This window comes from Pseudomonas sp. W5-01, from assembly GCF_046540435.1.
Lineage (GTDB): Bacteria > Pseudomonadota > Gammaproteobacteria > Pseudomonadales > Pseudomonadaceae > Aquipseudomonas > Aquipseudomonas graminis_B.
The window spans coordinates 194017-208821 of sequence record NZ_JAXCIP010000009.1; the positions used below are offsets into that span (position 1 = coordinate 194017).

Annotated in this window: 11 protein-coding genes and 3 pseudogenes; 8 read left to right on the forward strand and 6 right to left on the reverse strand. The window is 59.9% G+C overall.

The features are described 5' to 3' along the window. The first annotated feature begins 148 nt into the window (after nt 1–148). The 7 genes from SLW75_RS24305 to SLW75_RS24335 all read left to right on the forward strand — a co-directional run bounded on the left by SLW75_RS24305 (nt 149) and on the right by SLW75_RS24335 (nt 6917). On the forward strand, nt 149–2902 hold the full coding sequence (locus tag SLW75_RS24305; protein WP_410935683.1) for a response regulator: 2754 nt from the start codon (nt 149–151) through the stop codon (nt 2900–2902). Between the two features lie 83 nt (nt 2903–2985). Next, entirely contained in the window at nt 2986–3972 is a 987-nt protein-coding gene (locus SLW75_RS24310) for a 2-hydroxyacid dehydrogenase (protein WP_410935649.1), read from the forward strand. 85 nt (nt 3973–4057) lie between these two features. Further along, complete coding sequence (locus SLW75_RS24315; RefSeq protein WP_065992852.1) at nt 4058–4495, forward strand: hypothetical protein; 438 nt, start codon at nt 4058–4060, stop codon at nt 4493–4495. After that, nucleotides 4492–4896: an META domain-containing protein gene (locus tag SLW75_RS24320; protein WP_410935650.1), complete on the forward strand. Its 405-nt coding sequence runs from the start codon at nt 4492–4494 to the stop codon at nt 4894–4896. Before SLW75_RS24315 ends, SLW75_RS24320 begins: the two co-directional genes overlap by 4 nt. 291 nt (nt 4897–5187) lie before the next feature. Then, nucleotides 5188–5709, forward strand: a complete 522-nt coding sequence (locus SLW75_RS24325) for a cysteine hydrolase family protein (RefSeq protein ID WP_410935651.1) — start codon at nt 5188–5190, stop codon at nt 5707–5709. Between the two features lie 143 nt (nt 5710–5852). Then, entirely contained in the window at nt 5853–6287 is a 435-nt protein-coding gene (locus tag SLW75_RS24330; RefSeq protein WP_410935652.1) for a GNAT family N-acetyltransferase, read from the forward strand. Nucleotides 6288–6440: 153 nt separating this feature from the next. After that, nucleotides 6441–6917, forward strand: a complete 477-nt coding sequence (locus SLW75_RS24335; protein ID WP_410935654.1) for an NUDIX domain-containing protein — start codon at nt 6441–6443, stop codon at nt 6915–6917. 146 nt (nt 6918–7063) lie between these two features. Here SLW75_RS24335 and SLW75_RS24340 read toward each other — a convergent pair whose 3' ends face one another. From SLW75_RS24340 to SLW75_RS24355, 4 genes and pseudogenes are all read right to left on the reverse strand, one after another. Then, nucleotides 7064–7618: an ankyrin repeat domain-containing protein gene (locus SLW75_RS24340; RefSeq protein WP_410935655.1), complete on the reverse strand. Its 555-nt coding sequence runs from the start codon at nt 7616–7618 to the stop codon at nt 7064–7066. 69 nt (nt 7619–7687) lie between these two features. Then, nucleotides 7688–9163, reverse strand: a complete 1476-nt coding sequence (katB, locus tag SLW75_RS24345) for a catalase KatB (RefSeq protein WP_410935684.1) — start codon at nt 9161–9163, stop codon at nt 7688–7690. A gap of 234 nt (nt 9164–9397) precedes the next feature. Beyond that, nucleotides 9398–10516 carry an acyltransferase family protein gene (locus SLW75_RS24350; protein ID WP_410935656.1) on the reverse strand — a complete coding sequence of 373 codons (1119 nt, stop codon included), beginning with the start codon at nt 10514–10516 and terminating at the stop codon, nt 9398–9400. Between the two features lie 215 nt (nt 10517–10731). After that, nucleotides 10732–12543, reverse strand: a pseudogene (locus tag SLW75_RS24355) (ABC transporter ATP-binding protein). A gap of 201 nt (nt 12544–12744) precedes the next feature. Here SLW75_RS24355 and SLW75_RS24360 point away from each other — a divergent pair. Continuing rightward, entirely contained in the window at nt 12745–13167 is a 423-nt protein-coding gene (locus SLW75_RS24360; protein ID WP_083233264.1) for a response regulator, read from the forward strand. A 113-nt stretch (nt 13168–13280) separates the two neighbouring features. On the opposite strand, the pseudogene SLW75_RS24365 reads toward SLW75_RS24360, so the two are convergent. Beyond that, nucleotides 13281–13571: pseudogene (locus SLW75_RS24365) on the reverse strand (methyl-accepting chemotaxis protein); the annotation flags it as partial. Beyond that, nucleotides 13566–14627 (reverse strand): annotated as a pseudogene (locus SLW75_RS24370) (PAS domain-containing protein); the annotation flags it as partial. The pseudogenes SLW75_RS24365 and SLW75_RS24370, both read right to left, overlap by 6 nt. Nucleotides 14628–14805: the final 178 nt, after the last annotated feature.

A 14805-nucleotide genomic window follows, 5' to 3' on the forward strand; every position in this document is an offset into this window, starting at 1 on the left:
AGGGAAGTGTCCAGTTCCATCAGGTCGGCACGCGTCGGCGCACTGTATGCACGAGGCGCAAATGACTACACTGCGCAGTGATCGAGCGCCACACGCTGCATTGGCGCAGCGGTTGCCTGAATTCGTGCCGGGTTGTTGGAGAAGAAGTGTGCTGAGAAAAGTGGGCATCAAAGGCCGCGTCATGCTGCTGACTCTGCTGCCGGCGTGCCTGATGGCGGCGCTGCTGGGCGGGTATTTCACCTGGATGCAGCTCACCGAATTGCAGACCCAGTTGCTCAAGCGTGGCGAGATGATTGCCAACGAGCTGGCGCCGCTGTCTGCCGCCGCGCTGGCCAGCGGTGACCAAGCCATGCTCGAACGCATCGCCGGCCAGGTGCTGGAGCAGGCCGACGTGCGCGCGGTGTCGTTCCTCAATGCAGAGCGGGGAATGCTGGCCCACGCCGGCCCCAGCATGATCAATCAGGCCCCCATCGGTAACAGCACGCACATGCTGCAGCGCTCGGAAAACGACGCGACCCGCTACCTGATGCCGGTGTTCGGGCGCAGTCGCCACCTGACCGGCGATGTGGTTCCCGCCGAAGCCGACCGCCTGCTCGGCTGGGTCGAGCTGGAGCTGTCCCACAACGGCACCCTGCTGCGCGGTTATCGCAGCCTGTTTGCCAGCCTCATCCTGATTGTCATCGGTCTCGGTCTGACCGCCATTCTGTCGTTGCGCATGAGCCGCACCATCAACGGCCCGATCACCCAGATCAAACACGTCGTCGCCCAGCTCAAGGACGGTAATCTGGAAGCGCGATTGCCGCCCATGGGCAGTTACGAGCTGGACGAACTGGGGTCGGGCATCAACCGCATGGCGGCGACGTTGCAGAACGCCCAGGAAGAATTGCAGCACAGCATCGAGCAGGCCACCGAAGACGTGCGCCAGAACCTGGAAACCATCGAGATCCAGAACATCGAGCTGGACCTGGCGCGCAAGGAAGCCCTGGAGGCCAGCCGGATCAAATCCGAGTTTCTGGCGAATATGAGCCATGAAATCCGCACGCCGCTCAACGGCATCCTCGGCTTCACCCACCTGTTGCAGAAAAGCGAACTGACCCCGCGTCAGTACGATTACCTGGGCACCATCGAAAAATCCGCCGACAACCTGTTGAGCATCATCAACGAGATTCTGGATTTCTCGAAGATCGAGGCCGGCAAGCTGGTCCTCGACGCGATCCCGTTCAACCTGCGCGACCTGTTGCAGGACACCCTGACCATCCTCGCCCCCGCCGCCCACGCCAAACAGCTGGAGCTGGTGAGCCTGGTCTATCGCGACACACCACTGTCGCTGGTGGGCGATCCGCTGCGGCTACGGCAGATACTGACCAACCTGGTCAGCAACGCGATCAAGTTCACCCGCGAGGGCACCATCGTTGCGCGGGCGATGCTGGAGGAGGAACACGACACCACCGTGCAGTTGCGCATCAGCGTGCAGGACACCGGCATCGGCCTCTCCAGCCAGGACGTGCGCGCGTTGTTCCAGGCGTTCAGCCAGGCGGACAATTCCCTGTCGCGGCATTCCGGCGGGACCGGACTGGGGCTGGTGATTTCCAAGCGGCTGGTCGAGCAAATGGGCGGCGAGATCGGCGTCGAGAGCACGCCGGGGGAAGGTTCGGAGTTCTGGATCAGCCTGACGCTGCCGAAAACCCGCGACGACCTCGAAGACCTGCCCGCCCCGCCGCTGCTGGGCCGTCGAGTGGCGGTGCTGGAGCATCACGACCTGTCGCGTCAGGCGCTTGAGCATCAGCTGGAAGACTGCGGTCTGCAGCCGATGGTCTTCAACAATCTGGAAAACCTCATCAACGGCGTGACGGTGGTGCACCAGACGCCCCACGCCATCGACATGGCCGTGCTCGGCGTCACCGCCCACGAACTGCCACCCGAGCGCCTGCGCCAGCAGATCTGGGACCTGGAAAACCTCAACTGCAAAGTGCTGGTGCTGTGCCCGACCACCGAACAGGCGCTGTATCAGTTTTCCGTGCCCGACGCCTACAACCAGTTGCAGGCCAAACCTGCGTGTACGCGCAAACTGCGCCGCGCGCTGTCGGAGCTGATCCAGCCCAAGCAGTTGCGCAACGAGGTGCCGGAGCCGCTGTCGAGCCGGCCGCCGCGCATTCTCTGCGTCGACGACAACCCGGCCAATCTGTTGCTGGTGCAGACCTTGCTCGAAGACATGGGTGCCAAGGTCAAGGCTGTCGACAGTGGTTATGCGGCGGTGCAAGCGGTGCAGGATGAACCCTTCGATCTGGTGCTGATGGACGTGCAGATGCCGGGCATGGACGGGCGTCAGGCCACCGAAGAAATTCGCAGCTGGGAGAGCCAGCGTCAGGCCACGTCGCTGCCTATTGTCGCCCTGACCGCCCACGCCATGGCCAACGAGAAACGCGCGCTGTTGCAGAGCGGCATGGACGATTACCTGACCAAGCCGATCAGCGAGCGTCAACTGGCGCAGGTGGTGCTGAAGTGGACCGGGCTGGCGCTGCGCAATCAAGCGCCGGAGCGGCCGATCGAAATCGCTCAGGGCGGCATCAATCTGCAGGTCCTTGATCACGAAGAAGGGCTGCGGCTGGCGGCGGGCAAAGCCGATCTGGCGGCGGACATGCTGGCGATGCTGCTGGCCTCCCTCGCCACTGACCGCGAGGCCATCCTCACTGCACGCGAGGCCAGGGACAACGTCGCGCTGATCGAACGCGTCCACCGCCTCCACGGCGCCACCCGTTACTGCGGCGTCCCGCAATTGCGCGCGGCGTGCCAGCGCAGCGAGACCCTGCTGAAGCAGGAATCGGCGGACAGCGACAAGGCCCTGGATGAACTGGAGAAGGCCATCAGCCGACTGGAAACCGAGGCGCGCGTGACGGCTTGATCCAGGTCACTGATTTTTGCTGTGTGATCACGTTCACTCTGTTTGCTGCGACAGCCATACGTCAGGCCATTTAAGGAGCAACCATGCGCACGCTTGTTTACAGCAGCCAGACCTACGACCGCGAGAGTTTTCTTGGCGCGCAGACCGTCCCGGACATCGAGCTGCATTTCCAGCCCGCGCGGTTGACGCTGGACACGGTGGCGCTGGCCGATCAGTACGAGGTGGTCTGCGCGTTCATCAACGATGACCTGAGCGCACCGGTGCTGGAGCAACTGGCCGCAGGCGGCACCCGATTAATAGCCCTGCGCTCGGCCGGTTTCAATCACGTTGATCTCGCCGTCGCCAAGCGGCTCGGCCTCAGCGTCGTGCGGGTTCCGGCCTACTCGCCCCATGCCGTCGCAGAACATGCGGTGGCATTGATCCTCTCGCTGAACCGCCACCTGCACCGCGCCTACAACCGCACCCGCGACGGTGATTTCAGCCTGCACGGCCTGACCGGTTTCGATCTGGTGGGCAAGACCGTCGGCGTGGTCGGCACCGGCCAGATCGGGGCGACGTTCGCGCGGATCATGGCGGGCTTCGGCTGCCAATTGCTGGCCTACGATCCGTACCCCAACCCGCGGGTCGAAGCACTGGGCGCCCGTTATCTGCCCCTCGACGAACTGCTCGCCGAAGCGCAGATCATCAGCCTGCATTGCCCGCTCAACGATCACACCCGGCACCTGATCAACCCGGATTCGCTGTCGCGCATGCAGCGCGGCGCGATGCTGATCAATACCGGGCGCGGCGCTCTGGTGAACACGCCGGCGCTGATCGACGCCCTCAAGAGCGGCCAGTTGGGCTACCTCGGACTGGACGTCTATGAAGAGGAAGCCCAGCTGTTTTTCGAGGACCGCTCGGATCTGCCACTGCAGGACGATGTGCTGGCCCGTCTGCTGACATTTCCCAACGTGGTGATCACCGCCCATCAGGCGTTTCTGACCAAAGAGGCCCTCGGCGCGATCGCCCAGACTACGTTGGATAACATCACCGGCTGGGCGGCGGGCAGCCCGCAGAACCTGGTGCAGTAAGCATGCTTGCTGCCGGTCACAGGGTGGTCGGCCGCGAGAATTCATCCTCTAAAGTGTTAGCATGCGCGCCTATTTGGAGACCCCCATGGCCGAACACGATTTCCGTTACAGCATGCTCACCCCGCAACACACCCTGATCGAATGCCGCAGCCTAGCCGTCGGTCGCTATCAAGTGACCGGCAACGGCGGCTCGATCAAGCCCGACGACGTGCTGCTGGTCACCGTCAAAGGCAGCAAAGAGCTGTTCATGCGCCTGAACGTCGAAAAAGTCCGCCACCTGATTAATCCGACCGGTCAGTGGGTGGCCGTCGCCAACGGCCCGGCGTTCACCGAGCTGGCGATCCATCAGTGGAAAGTCAATTGCAACGACTGCGGCAAAGAGCGCGACATCGAGTTCATGGTTGACGGCAAGGACGGCAAAAAAGCCCTCAAGCCTGCCGCCACCGCGCGCATCGAGGAGCTGGGCTGGAAGGTCGTCGGCGAAAACCACCTCTGCCCTGCCTGCGCGAAGAAAGCCGCATGAAACCGTTTCTGCTGACACTGCTGGCGACCACGCTGCTGGCGGGATGCGCCACCGAATCACCTGCCCTCAAGCAGGACCATGGTTACGTGCTGGAATGGATCGGTGAACAGCCGTTGATCGACAACAGCCACCTGACCATGACCCTCGGCAACGACGGCCGCGCCTACGGCAATGCCGGCTGCAATCACTGGTTCGCGTCATACCAGTTGCAGGGCGATGCCATCACCTTCGGCCCGGTCGGCAGCACCCGCAAACTGTGCGCGCCGGCGCTGATGGAGCAGGAACACCGGTTCCTTGAAGCGATGGGCAAAGTGCAGAGGTGGGATGTGTCGCCCATCGAGCAATTGCGGCTGTGGCCGGCGCAGGGCAAACCGTTGCGGTTTTGGCTGGAAGAGGACTGAGGGCTGACTGGCATTTGCAGGAGCGTGGCTTGCCCCGCGACATGGGGTGAAGCGGCAGTGGAAAGGACGTTCATCCTGACCGCGTTCGCTTGCAACACCGTCCCGACAACGTTAACTTCGGGCTCATGACTACGCCACGCTTCGAATCAACCACAACCTTCACGACCGCCACTGGCGGGTCGTGGGAGGCTGTGTGAATTAAACCAGCACACAATCCCAAAAGACCCGCCAGCAATGGATCGGGTCTTTTTTTTGCCCCGGTTTTGCTGGCACCCACGTAAGGAAACGCACATGTATGCACTTCTGATTCTCGACATGCAGGTAGGGCTTGTTCATGGCCCGGACAAACCTTGGGAAGTCCGGGCGCTTATCAATACATTGAATGAACTCATGAGGAGTGCCCGAGCAACAGGAGCCCCCATCTTTCTTGCCCGCCATATAGGTCCAGCAGGGTCTCCAATTGAGCCGGGCAGCCCGCTCACCGAGCTTGCCCAGGAATTACAGCTAATGGGTAATGAAGTCATTTTCGAGAAAAAACGCCCCAACGCCTTCTTTCAGACTGACCTGGCAACTCTGCTACGTGAGCGCGAGTGTGACGGCGTCGTCGTTACAGGCATGAAAACTCAATACTGCGTAGACAGTACCTGCCGCGCCGCCCGCGATTGCGGATTTGATGCTGTCCTCATCGCAGACGGACACACCTGTTCCGATACTCCAGGACTCATAGCAGAGGCCATCGTTGCCCACCATAATGCGACGTTAGGTGGACCATTCTGCCGAGTCGTCCAGGCTGAGGAATGGAGTTTTAGTTAACTCCCCTGATCGGCCCTGCCAGCGTCAATCTGCCCTTGGCGCTGTCCTTGCCACAACCCGTTAGCGGTCATAAACAGCCAATCGAGCGCCGATAGGAACGGCACTTGCACGGAATGTTGATACAACGGACATAAGGAAATGACATGAAGGAATGGCAAACATGCCGCATTAGCGAGCAGCAACTGCAGGCCGTGTCGGAGGGCGTTATAAAACACGGTCAGAATTTGTCCCGTGAACGGGGCGGCGTTGCGAATCCTATCGCTTGCATGGTGTTGGAAGATGGAATCTTGATAGGCGGTGTGACGGGCCGTACCGAATTCCGACGTCTTTTTATCAATTACCTGTGGGTAGACGCCGCTTGCCGAGGGCGGAAACTCGGCACTGAGCTTTTGCACCGACTTGAGGCGCTGGCTCTGGCGCGTGGATGCCGGGAAGCACTCATTGAGACCCTCGATGACGGGGTGGCTGACTGGTATAAACGCTGCGGTTACCGAATCGTTGCGCATCTGCCCGGATACTGCGGGCCTTGGAGTCGCCACACACTTTTGAAAACACTGAATCCGGAAGGTGGTGCTTGAGGGGCGGCTTGTCCGAGTTACCTTAACCAGATCAAGCTATTTATGCTCTACGCTCCCACGCACAAAGGCTGCACTGTTGCACAGGTGAGAGACCCAAAACCTGGCAAAGCTAAACGCGCGTTCGACACCCAGCATTTGCCCAGGAAAACTTCAATGCGACGTGCTTACTCAGTCCACGTTTTTCTGACCCGTTCTTTGGGAGGCGAACGCCAGTATCTGATTTTCCAGCGTGCGGCTCGCAACGATCTAGACTTGCCAGCGTTCTTTCAGGGCATATCGGGCGCGCTTGAAGATCAGGAAAGCTTCCAGGACGCGGCAGTTCGCGAAGTGTTCGAAGAAACTGAGCTGCGCATCAACAGCCCAATCTACTCCGGATTCAGTCACCACTATCCGATCAAGGAGCAATGGCGAAAGCACTATGGTGCGGAGCCTCAGCAAGTAGAGGAACGCGTCTTTACTGTAGATGTTTCGGGCATGGAAGATCCCGTCCTCTCAGCGGAGCACACATCATTTCGCTGGCTTCGGCTTACCGAGGCGCTGCCATTGCTGACTTACGGCGCAAATGCGGAATGTCTTCTCAGTGTTGATCAACTATGGTCGCGCGCCATTGGCGAAGCTGTTCCCAACTGAATGAGCGCGGCATCCAATGTTTCTTTGAGCTCAAACTCCTTGGCATCTTCGCGAGCAAGCTCGCTCCCACAATTTCGTGCATCGGCAGAGCCATCTGGGTGTTGTTTGATGAGGCTGGCTGGGCTAACGGATGCGTTTTGCATCCGTCACCTGTTCGACGACAACGGCTGGAATTCGCCGCGCTCAAGGTTTTGCACCCGGTTGCCCATGGCGTCTGTGGTATTGAGATCCGCGCCTTTGGCGGCCAGTGCGTCAAGCACATCCTTGCGATGGAACAGCGCCGCGTACATGGCCGCCGTCTGCCCCGCGTTGTTGCGTTGATCGGGCGCGCAATTAGCGGCGACCAGTTGCCGAGCAATGCTGAGTTCGCCTTTGAAGATCGCCCCCATCAACGCTGTGTTGCCCCTGAGGTCTTTGGCGCAGGGATCAGCGCCAGCGTTGAGCAGTTGGGTGACGGCAGGTTGTTGGCCGTGGTAAGCGGCGAGAATCAGGGCGGTGTAGCCTTTTTCGTCCTGTACGTTCAGGTCGAATTTGGCATTGATGAATTCGTTGAGCATGTCTTGTCGGCCCTCTCGGGCGGCCTGAAAATACAGCTCTTTCAGTTGCGTCTGGGTGTCAGCGGTGCTGCCGGTATCTGACGGCCCGGCGTGGACCACGCTCGCGGTCAGACACAGCAACAACGCGTAAAAGGTTCTGCGCATGTGTTGTCCTCCAAGAGGTGATGTCCTCAAAAACCTCGGCCCGCTGTGCCAACGGGCCGAGGGGGTCGGTCAGTCCTTCAGTGCAGCGGCCAGCTGCTTGACCTTGGCCAGGTCGCCATTGGCAACCTTGGTCACGCCGGTGCCGTATTCCGGATCGGCCTTGTAGAGGTACGACAGCATGATGTTCTTGCTTTCGGTATCGGTGGTCGCCAGGGATTCACCAAAACTCTGAATCAGGTCCTTGCGGTCCTTCTCGCTGTAGGAACGATACAAATCGCCCGCCTGTTTGAAGTTTTGCTCCTTCTGGGTCTTGGCCTGTTGTGTGCTGCCGGTCAGTGGCAGTTGGCTGTAGCGCGCCTCTTCAGCCGCTGGACGCGGATTGAGTCGGCTTGGCTCGTAGTTCACGCCGGTGGTGGTATGACCGGTATTGAGCGCGCCGTCCTGATTGCCGTTGTTGACCTTGACCCGTGGCGCGTTGATCGGGAGGCTCAACACGTTGGTGCCCACGCGATAGAGCTGGGTGTCAGCGTAGGAAAATACCCGGCCTTGCAGCAGGCGGTCTTCCGAAGGCTCGATACCCGGCACAACGTTGGCGGGCGCCATGGCGACCTGCTCGGTTTCCTGGAAGTAGTTATCCACATTCTTGTTCAGGACCATCTGGCCGATTTTGCGCTCGGGAATATTGGGCCAGATTTTGGTGGCGTCCAGTGGGTCGAAGTCGAACTTCGCCAAGTCCTCAGGCTTGACCACCTGGACGTACAGGTCCCACTTCGGAAAGTCGCCCTTGTTGATGGCGGCAACCAGATCGTTGGTCAGGTGGCTGTAGTCCTTGGACTGCACTTCAGCGACCTGCTTGGGATCGAGGTTTTTCAGGCCTTGCAGGCTTTTCCAGTGGAACTTCACATAGTTGACTTCGCCCTTGGCGTTTACCAGTTTGTAGGCGTGCACGCCGTTGCCATCCATGGTGCGATAGCTGGCGGGAGTGCCTTCGTTGGAGTACAGCAACGTCAGCGTGCGGGTGGCTTCCGGGACGTGGGAGAAGAAGTCGAAACGTCGGGAATCGTCATCCAGGTTGGTGCGCGGGTCAGGCTTGAAAGCGTGGACCATGTCCGGGAACTTGATCGCGTCACGGATGAAAAACGTCGGGAAGTTGTTACCGACCAGGTCCCAATTGCCGTCGGCGGTGTAGAACTTGGTGGCGAAGCCGCGGGGGTCACGCAGGGTTTCAGGGGAGTGGTTGCCGTGGACAACGGCTGAAAACCGTACGAACACCGGGGTGTGCTCGCCCTTGCTGAAGACCTTGGCTTTGCTCAGGTCGGAGGCGTCGTCGGAGGCAACGAATTCGCCATGCACGCCCGTACCGCGAGCATGCACGACACGCTCCGGAATGCGTTCACGATCAAAGCGCTGGAGCTTTTGCAGCAATTGCACATCTTGCAGGAGGACCGGGCCGGTGGGGCCGGCGGTTTGGGAGTTCTGGTTGTCGCCAACGGCGGCGCCGTTGTCGCGGGTCAGGGTGTCTGCGTACGCTGCAGAACTGACCATCAGGCTCGCGCCAATCAGGCTGGCGGCGATAGGGGATCGGGGTAAGTACATCTCGGTCTCTCTCTCTGTTTTTGGTTGTTCTGAGAGTAGAAGCCTACGGTCCGAGCCCGCCATTCCTGAATTGGTTCTGACTATGTCCTTGATAAATTAAAAAATGTTGACGTGCTGACGGTCCTGGTCGGTCCGCTCGGCACTGAATGGGTTGAGGTTTTGGCTGGGACAGGAATCACTGCCTTAGCCCACGGGCATCGCCATCCTGCGCCGCAATAACTGCTTGCCCACCCCCTGCCCTCTGAGCTCGACATAGTGATAAGTCGCGCTGGAAATCGTCACGACCACCGCCAGAATCAGCAACACCATCAGGTTATTCAGCCAGGCATGCCCGGTGTCCAGATAGCGAATTTCACCCAGCATCGGCGCAGCGTCAAAGCCGGTTTTTTTCTGCACCACCATAAAGGCCGAAATAACAAAGAACAGTATGGCCAGATGGGTCAAGTAGATGGAGTAGGACAACCGCCCCAGACGTGCGAAGAATTCATACTTGAGCACGCGGGACAACGCTCCGCCATCGAAGGCAAACACCACGATGGTCACGCAGAATACTGCGCTGGCTGCCAATACCTTTTGCGACAACTCAGAGGTCAGCACCCACCAGATGGCGAGCGCTGACAGGGCTTCCAGCACGCTGAACAACCCAAAGCCAGGGGCAATCCAGCGTCTTGAGCGGGTGAAAAAGGCGTAGGCCAATGCCCCGGCAAAGAAACAGCCCACGCCTTTTTGCGCGTAGACGGTCAGGACATCGATCTGGCGGTAAAGCAGCGCAAATCCGCAAAGAGCGATGACGGCCCACAGCAGGTATCGCCGCGTGGAAGCCATGAACACAGTCGCGGCGAACAACATGTAGGTCCAGTACTCGATGCTGATGCTCCAGGACGCGGTGTTGAATGACAGGTTTTCCGTCAGGTGCGTCCAGCTTTGCACCAGCAGAAGATTGGGCAGGATCTGCGACGGCGCGTAGATGCCGGTAAAAGGCGTTTGATTGAAGGAAAAGCCACGCTTGTAGGCGGCGTACTTGAGGAATTCCAGGCCAATGAAGACCGCGAGCATGAACACGTGCAGGGGCAACAGGCGGGAGGTGCGCGAAATCAGGAAGTGACTGAAGTCCAGTTGACGCTTGCTGCCGTAGGCGTGCGCCATGACGAAACCGCTGAGAACAAAGAAGAACTCGACGAACAAGTCGGCATTGGCGAAGAAGGCCCACTCCGTGATGCTGCCGACAAGATGGGTGTGGTAAAGGACGACCGCTATTGCGCAGATACCCCGCAGGCTGTCCAGCGCGTGAAATCGTTTCACATCCTGCATGTAAACCCCCGATAAGTTGCCATCGCTCGAAAGCGCCTAAAGCAACCCGTCGGGGTTCGGTCGCGTACTACCTAAGGCAGAACCATAGTGCAGGGACGGTTTTGTGCAAGAAGCGGTGGTCGAAGACTTTTCGTGGCGAGGGGTAAGGGTTTGTTGCAGGCCCCTACTCAACTCAGTCTTGTCTCGTCAGCGCTCAGCCTGGGCCGTCACCGATACCCACGCGCCTGGATGTCGAACAGGCTCGCATAGCGCCCGCCGCCCGCCATCAGTTGCACGTGGGTGCCTTGTTCCAGAATCCGGCCCTGATCCAGCACGATGATGTGGTCGGCGTTGCGCACGCTGGAGAATCGGTGAGAGATCAGCAGCGTCATGCGCCCCTTGGCGTACTCGCGGAAGTGCTCGAATACGGCAGCCTCGGCCGCTGCGTCGAGGGCGGCCGTCGGTTCGTCCAGAATGAGCAGATCGGCCCCGCGGCGCATGTAGGCCCGTGACAGCGCCAGCTTTTGCCATTGCCCGCCGGACAGTTCCTGTCCACCCACGAACCAGCGCCCCAGCTGCGTGTGATAGCCGTTGCTCAAGCGTTCGATGAATTCGGCGGCGATCCCTTGAGTGGCCGCTTCGCGCCAACGGTCCTGGTCATCGAAAGCGTCGACGTCACCCACCCCAAGGTTTTCGCCGACTGTCATCTGGTAGCGGATGTAGTCCTGAAAGATCACCCCGATGCGCTGGTGCAAAGCCTGTTCGTCCCAGTCCTGCAAATCGCTGCCGTCCAGCAGGATCCGGCCCTCGTCAGGGGTGTAGAGCCGGGTGAGCAATTTGATCAAGGTGGTTTTGCCCGAGCCGTTTTCGCCCACCAGGGCCAGGCTCATGCCAGGCGTCAGGTGCAGGCTGATGTCGCTGAGCGTGGCGTGCGCTGCACCCGGGTAGCGGAACCCCAAGCGCTCGCAGCGCAGGCCGTCGCCCGGGCGTGCACCGGCCTTGAGCGTGCCGCGTACAGGTGCCACCGGCACCCCAAGGTATTCATAGAGGTCGGACAGGTACAGGCCGTCCTCGTACAAACCGGCAATCGCGCTGAGGCTGGCAGTGATGGCGACCTGGCCTTGCTTGAACAGCACCAGGTACATCGTCATCTGGCCCAGTGTGGTCTGGCCGCGCACGGTGTCCAGTACCACCCAGGCGTAGGCCACGTAGAACGCGGCAGTGCCCAATAGCCCGAGGACAAAGCCCCAGACGTCGCGTCACACGGTGAGCCGACGGTCTTCGGCGTACAGCCGCGTGAAGTTGTCGCGGTAGCGTTGCAGCAACAACGGCGCCATGCCGAACAGCTTGACCTCCTTGGTGTGCGACTCATGGGACAGCAGTGCTTCCAGGTAATTTTGATGGCGGGTTTCCGGGGCGCGACGTTGAAACAGGCGGAAGGCATTACCGGAAAAATGCGTCTCGGCGAAGAACACCGGCAGCGCACCGAACACCAGGATCAAGAGCGCCCAAGGGGAAAAATGCACCAGCAGCACCGCGAAGCTGACCAGCGAGATAAGGTTTTGCGTAAGCCCCAGGCCTTTTGTGACGAAGCCCAGTGGCCGGGCCGACGCATCCCGGCGCACGCGCACCAGCTTGTCGTAAAAGGCTGAGTCTTCGAACTGCAGCAGCGAAAGGGTCTGGGCCTTTTCCAGGATCATCAGGTTGACCTTCTGCCCCAACTGCACCCGCAGGAGCGCTTGTTGCATTGAAAGCGCCCGTTGCGCCGCGGCCAGCAACGCCAGTACGCCCGCCTCGGCCAACACATAACGCAGGACAGGCCATACCGGCGCCTGGCTGCCACTGCCATGGATCTGCATCGCCTGAACCACCGCATCGACGATCCGCTGGCCGATCCAGGCGGCAAGCGCGGGTAAGATGCCGGCGATCAGCGTCGCCACGATCAAGCCGCTGAACAAGGGGCGGGAAGTCGCCCAGACCAGGCCGACCGCCCTGCCGCTCTGGGTTGAAAATGCAGTCAAACGATTGAACAACGACATTAAAGGCCCAGGCTCCGGGTTGTCAGTGACGGGGGATTGTACCGACTAGTTCGGCACGCTCTGTCGATCTTGTTCATAGCTGTCCAGATGATCAGGGGCGATTCAGGCCTTGGATACAACAACACACCATTGAATTAGAGCGGTATAACCGGGCAAACCCACCTAGACTACCGCTGTATCGGAAGCGGGAACCCGCAGACAGTGGCCCAGTCCAACTGCACGACAAACCAGCATGGGCTCATGACAGTGTTATCAACCGTTTTAGTGGTGGAAGACGACTGGCTCATCCGCAGTTTGATCCACGAAATTTTAGAGACGGAAGGCTTCGAGGTCGTAACAGCAGAGACAGGCGACGACGCCTGGGAATGGTTGTGCGAGACCTCAGGAGGGGCGGATCTCATCCTGTCTGATATTCATATGCCGGGGGGGCTGAGCGGTATCGGCCTGGCCAATCGGGTGCAAGCTCATTGGCCCCGCATCCCCGTGATCTTGTCCTCGGGGGGACGAGGGCAACAAATCCTGGAGTCTGGATATGCCCCACTGTTCATCCCCAAACCTTGGCACTCCCTGGACATAGGTACGATTTGTCGGCGCGCATTAGCCCTGGCCATAAACCGACAGTGATCCTGCCGATCCCAGGGCGTTTGCGTTGGAGAGTCTTTTTCCGAACCACTGCTTTTCAGACCTCAACCTGGTTCAAGGAACCAGGGGGTTGAATGAAGCGAGGGCTAGCGGGCAATCATGCCGGCTGCCTGCTCAGTGGCTTCAGTGGTGCGCGTTGCCAACTTGCGAACCTCGTCGGCAACCACTGCGAAGCCCCGACCCGCCTCCCCCGCACGTGCAGCCTCAATAGCCGCATTCAGGGCTAAAAGGTTGGTCTGGCTGGCGATGCTCTGGATCGTCCCCACGATCTGGGACAGTTGCTCGATATTGTGCTCAAGCGTCTGCTGATGCTTGACCTCTGTTTCCCTCAGAACTTCCTGCTCGTGCTGCAAGTTGACGTCCACAAGGGCACCGACTACGCGCACAGGCAGGCCGGCGGGGTCACGCTTGGTCTGGCCTCGCGCACGGAACCACCGATATTCGCCGCTTTTCATCCTCAGCCGGTACTCGATATCAAAGGGTGTCTTGCCTGATCGGTCATTCAGATGAGCCCCGAAAGCGCTGAGGCTTCTGTCCTTGTCATCCGGGTGCAACCTGGATGCCCAGCTGTCCAAGACATCTGGAAACTCCTCGACCGTTTCGAAGCCCAGCAACCGACGGAACTGGGGTGACCACCAGAACGGGTTTTTGGGATTTACAGGGTCTCCGGCAATGACCTCCATATCCCACAGCCCATCCGAGAGCATCTCCCGAGCCAGCTCGAATCTGGTGATGATGACGTCATGCTCCTGGTCCCGCTCCAGTTGGTCATGGATATCCCGGAGCGAGCCGGCGACACGGATGGGCGTGCCTCGCTCGTCGCGGAGCGTCTCACCCTGTGCGTGGAACCAACGATACGAACCGTCTTTCATGGCGAGCCGGTTATTGACTTTGTACGGGGTCATTCCGGACTTGTCGTTGAGATGACGAGCGAAGGCGTCGAGCGTTGCCTGCTTGTCCTGCGGATGGAGCCGATCCGCCCAACTGGCGAGCACATTCGGAAAATCCCTTTCGTCTTTGAAGCCCAGAAGGCTGCGGAATTGCTGCGACCACCAAAAGCGGTTTCCGGGATTGACGGGGTCGCCGGCTACGACCTCCATGTCCCAAAGACCTTCACTGGACGCGCGATTGACCAGATCGAATCGGATCTCGTGCGCTGACGCGGAGGCTGCTGATTCGCGAAGCAACTCGCGGGCATCCTCAAGCTCCTTCTCGAGCAGGCCGATGCGGGATTGATATTGATCATGAGAGGCCTGGATCAGGCGCCAGGCATCCAGGACCGCTGGACCTTCTTTGCACTGGGCGACCTCAGGATTGTTGCCGCTAATGATCGAGGCCAGCAATTGCTTCAGCGCGCGACGATCACGGCGAAGAAGGAAAAAATTGGACATGTTGTACACACTCGAAATGCGTGACGGGCCTCCTCCATGGCACCTTGCCATTCATATCGTCTTCAGCGACCAAAACTTTATCGGCCTGGCTGAATAACTGGCCGTCAACTCGCTGAAATTGTTCAGTAATAGGGGCCACGCTTGCGAGGTGTGTTTCAAACGAGCTACGCGGAGGGAGCAACGGCCAGATCTGATATCCAGCCTTGGGGTGCCCCTGCTGACCAAGCCG

Bases quoted from the DNA above. Each gene is read 5' to 3' on its own strand.
- SLW75_RS24310 (WP_410935649.1), top strand. From the start codon at position 2,986: ATGCGCACGCTTGTTTACAGCAGCCAGACCTACGACCGCGAGAGTTTT.
- SLW75_RS24315 (WP_065992852.1), top strand. From the start codon at position 4,058: ATGGCCGAACACGATTTCCGTTACAGCATGCTCACCCCGCAACACACC.
- SLW75_RS24320 (WP_410935650.1), top strand. From the start codon at position 4,492: ATGAAACCGTTTCTGCTGACACTGCTGGCGACCACGCTGCTGGCGGGA.
- SLW75_RS24325 (WP_410935651.1), top strand. From the start codon at position 5,188: ATGTATGCACTTCTGATTCTCGACATGCAGGTAGGGCTTGTTCATGGC.
- SLW75_RS24330 (WP_410935652.1), top strand. From the start codon at position 5,853: ATGAAGGAATGGCAAACATGCCGCATTAGCGAGCAGCAACTGCAGGCC.
- SLW75_RS24335 (WP_410935654.1), top strand. From the start codon at position 6,441: ATGCGACGTGCTTACTCAGTCCACGTTTTTCTGACCCGTTCTTTGGGA.
- SLW75_RS24340 (WP_410935655.1), bottom strand. From the start codon at position 7,618: ATGCGCAGAACCTTTTACGCGTTGTTGCTGTGTCTGACCGCGAGCGTG.
- katB (WP_410935684.1), bottom strand. From the start codon at position 9,163: ATGGTCAGTTCTGCAGCGTACGCAGACACCCTGACCCGCGACAACGGC.